We start from the raw sequence: 3,353 nt of genomic DNA on the forward strand, positions 1-3,353 counted from the left end.
CGTGGAGGTCAAGGTGGTGGCGGCCTATCCCGGCCCGGTGATCACCCGCTACGAGATCGAACCGGCCACCGGGGTGAAGGGCAGCCAGATCGTCAACCTGGCGCGCGACCTGGCGCGTTCCTTATCGCTGACCTCGATTCGCGTGGTGGAAGTCATCCAGGGCAAGAATTACATGGGCCTGGAACTGCCCAACCCCAAGCGCCAGATTGTGCGTCTGACTGAAATCCTCGGTTCCAAGGTCTACAACGACAGCCATTCCACCCTGACCGTGGCGCTGGGCAAGGACATCGCCGGCAACCCGGTGGTGGCCGACCTGGCCAAGATGCCGCACTTGCTGGTGGCCGGTACCACCGGCTCGGGCAAGTCGGTGGGCATCAACGCCACCATTCTTTCGCTGCTCTACAAGTCCTCGCCGCGCCAGGTGCGCCTGATCCTGATCGACCCCAAGATGCTGGAATTGTCGATCTACGAAGGCATTCCGCACCTGCTGGCGCCGGTAGTGACCGACATGCGCCAGGCCGGCCACGCCCTGAACTGGGCGGTGGAAGAGATGGAGCGCCGCTACAAGAAGATGTCCAAGCTGGGCGTGCGCAACCTGGCCGGCTACAACCAGAAGATCGCCGATGCCGACAAGCGCGGCGAGAAGATCCCCAATCCCTTCAGCCTCACCCCGGATGCCCCGGAACCGCTGGAGCAACTGGAAACCATCGTCATCATCATCGACGAACTGGCCGACCTGATGATGGTGGTGGGCAAGAAGGTCGAAGAACTGATCGCCCGCATCGCCCAGAAGGCGCGTGCAGCCGGCATCCACCTGATCCTGGCCACGCAGCGGCCCTCGGTGGACGTCATTACCGGCCTGATCAAGGCCAACGTGCCGACCCGTATCGCCTTCCAGGTCTCGTCCAAGATCGACTCCCGCACCATCCTTGACCAGATGGGCGCGGAAACCCTGCTGGGCATGGGCGACATGCTCTACAACCCGCCCGGCACCGGCCTGCCGGTACGGGTCCACGGCGCCTTCGTCTCGGACGATGAAGTCCACCGCGTGGTGGAACACCTCAAGAGCCAGGGGGAACCGAATTACATCGAGGGCATCCTAGAGGGAGGCGTGCTGGAAGACGCCGAGGGTGGCGGCGGCAGCGGTGCTGCGGCTGGCGCCGGTGGCGGCGAGGGCGATGAGATGTACGACCAGGCCGTGGCCGTGGTCTTGAAACATCGCCGCGCCTCGATCTCGCTGGTGCAGCGTCACTTGCGCATCGGCTACAACCGCGCGGCGCGCTTGCTGGAGCAGATGGAGCAGAGTGGTCTGGTGTCCACCATGCAATCCAACGGCAACCGTGAAATCCTGGTGCCGGCCGGTGCCAGCGATGCTGCCGAGTAAGTTTGCGCCAAGCGTTCACCGAGCGCTCACCCCCATCGTTCAGAACGCCCTGAAGGCCGGCCACTATCGTGCCGGCCGCCACCTCGCCGGTGGCACTCCGTCAAGAAGGAATCGAATAACATGGACAATTCCAGTCATTACAGCAACTCCAGCAACACCTCCCGCTCGCGCGGCGCGCAAGCCCGCCGCTTCAACCTGCGCCGCCTGATGATGGCTGCCGGCCTGTCGGCCCTGGCCGTGGCCGGCGCCATCACCATCACCGCGCTGACCCCGGGCCGCGCCTCGGCCGCCGCCCTGGACCAGTTCAAGCAATTCGTCAGCAGCACGCAGTCGGCCAAGGGCGCTTTCACCCAGCGCATGGTGCGCGTCGAGAACGGCAAGTCCAAGGTGGTCAACACCTCCAGCGGCAGCTTCGTGTTTTCGCGCCCGGGCAAGTTCATCTGGACCTACCAGAAGCCCTATGAACAGGTGATCCAGGCCGATGGGGAAAAACTCTTCATCTACGACAAGGATCTGAACCAGGTCACCACCAAGCAACTGGGCAATGCGCTGGGCTCCTCGCCGGCGGCCATCCTGTTCGGCAGCAATGACCTGGAAAAAAACTTCACCTTGAAGGAAGCCGGCACCAAGGACGGCCTGGAGTGGCTGCAAGCCGTCCCCAAAAGCCGCGACACCACCTTCGACAGCATCGGCATTGGCTTGAAGAATGGCACCCCGGTAGCGATGGAATTGCACGATACCTTCGGCCAGGTCTCGCTGCTCAGTTTCGACAGCTTCGAGAAGAACCCGCCGCTGAAGGTCAACAGCTTCAACTTCACCATTCCCAAGGGCGCCGACGTGTTCAACAACTGATCACGCCGGCCAGCCAAGAACACAGCCCCGCAGGCTTGCGCTTGCGGGGCTGTTCTTTTGGAGCGGCGGCTCAGGCTGGGGGCATTTGCAGCAGCGCCAGCTTGTCCGGCACATCCTTCCACTGCTCATGTCCCGCCATGGGCGGCTTGACCTGGGTGATGGGTTGCCAGCCGGGCAGCTTGGCCAGCCTGGCGTTGAGGTCTTCGAAGTGGGCCAGGGCGGCGGGCAGGTCGGTGGCGTTGTAGATGGCACCTACCGGGCATTCCGGCACGCACATGGAGCAATCGATGCAGCCATCCGGGTCGATCACCAGGAAGTTCGGTCCTTCCACGAAGCAATCCATCGGGCAGACGTTGACGCAATCGGTGTACTTGCACTGGATACAGGCATCGGTGACGACGAAGGGCATGGAGGACGGTGGAAAAAGGGCAGGGTGAAGGAAAAGGGCGAGGCCGCATTCTAGCGCCTGTGCCGATTGCCTGCTGACCGCGCATGGTTGCGCCTGATCGCCCCTGATGCGGGCCTGCTGCGTTAGACTACGGCCTTTGGTGAACGCGCCTTGCAATCCGGCGCTGCGCCCGCATCCTGATGAATATGAACTTTATTTCCGAGACCGCCCTGCGGCCCTTTTTCCTGGTTGACCTGAACCATGTGCAGGAGCCTCGCCATGGCTGACCTGTTCGCGCAAGAACCCGCCGCGCCCCTGGCCGAAGCGCTGCGTCCCAAGACCCTGGATGAGGTCATCGGCCAATCGCACCTGCTGGGCGAAGGCAAGCCCTTGCGTCTGGCCTTTCAGTCCGGCAAGCCGCACTCCATGATCTTCTGGGGCCCGCCGGGCGTGGGCAAGACCACGCTGGCGCGGCTGACGGCCACGGCGTTCCAGTGTGAATTCATCGCCTTGTCGGCGGTGTTCTCGGGCGTCAAGGATATCCGCGCGGCGATGGAGCAGGCCGAGCAGAACCTGTCCATGGGCAAGCACACCATCTTGTTCGTCGATGAAATCCATCGTTTTTCACAGTCGCAGCAGGATGCGCTATTGCCCTATGCCGAAAGCGGCCTGGTGACTTTCATCGGGGCCACGACCGAGAATCCATCGTTTGAGGTCAACTCGCGCTGC

General features: G+C 63.0%; 4 protein-coding genes. 3 read left to right on the forward strand and 1 reads right to left on the reverse strand.

Annotation, left to right across the window (positions count from 1 at the left end; genetic code table 11):
* Together I5W_RS10195 and lolA are read left to right on the forward strand one after the other, a co-directional pair.
* Positions 1 to 1,384: DNA translocase FtsK (locus tag I5W_RS10195; protein WP_044529130.1), on the forward strand; the 1,384-nt coding region annotated here is incomplete at its 5' end.
* 120 nt (positions 1,385 to 1,504) lie between these two features.
* Positions 1,505 to 2,236 (forward strand): outer membrane lipoprotein chaperone LolA, encoded by a 732-nt coding sequence (lolA, locus tag I5W_RS10200; RefSeq protein ID WP_044529131.1) that lies wholly within the window; start codon positions 1,505 to 1,507, stop codon positions 2,234 to 2,236.
* A gap of 70 nt (positions 2,237 to 2,306) precedes the next feature.
* Here the strand turns inward: lolA and fdxA are convergent, their stop codons facing one another.
* The gene (fdxA, locus tag I5W_RS10205; protein ID WP_017450809.1) at positions 2,307 to 2,645 is read right to left on the reverse strand and encodes a ferredoxin FdxA; all 339 of its coding nucleotides are present in this window, start codon (positions 2,643 to 2,645) and stop codon (positions 2,307 to 2,309) included.
* Between the two features lie 258 nt (positions 2,646 to 2,903).
* Here fdxA and I5W_RS10210 point away from each other — a divergent pair.
* Positions 2,904 to 3,353: AAA family ATPase (locus I5W_RS10210; RefSeq protein WP_044529132.1), on the forward strand; the 450-nt coding region annotated here is incomplete at its 3' end.

The organism is Herbaspirillum sp. B65, from assembly GCF_000333555.1.
Lineage (GTDB): Bacteria > Pseudomonadota > Gammaproteobacteria > Burkholderiales > Burkholderiaceae_D > Herbaspirillum > Herbaspirillum rubrisubalbicans.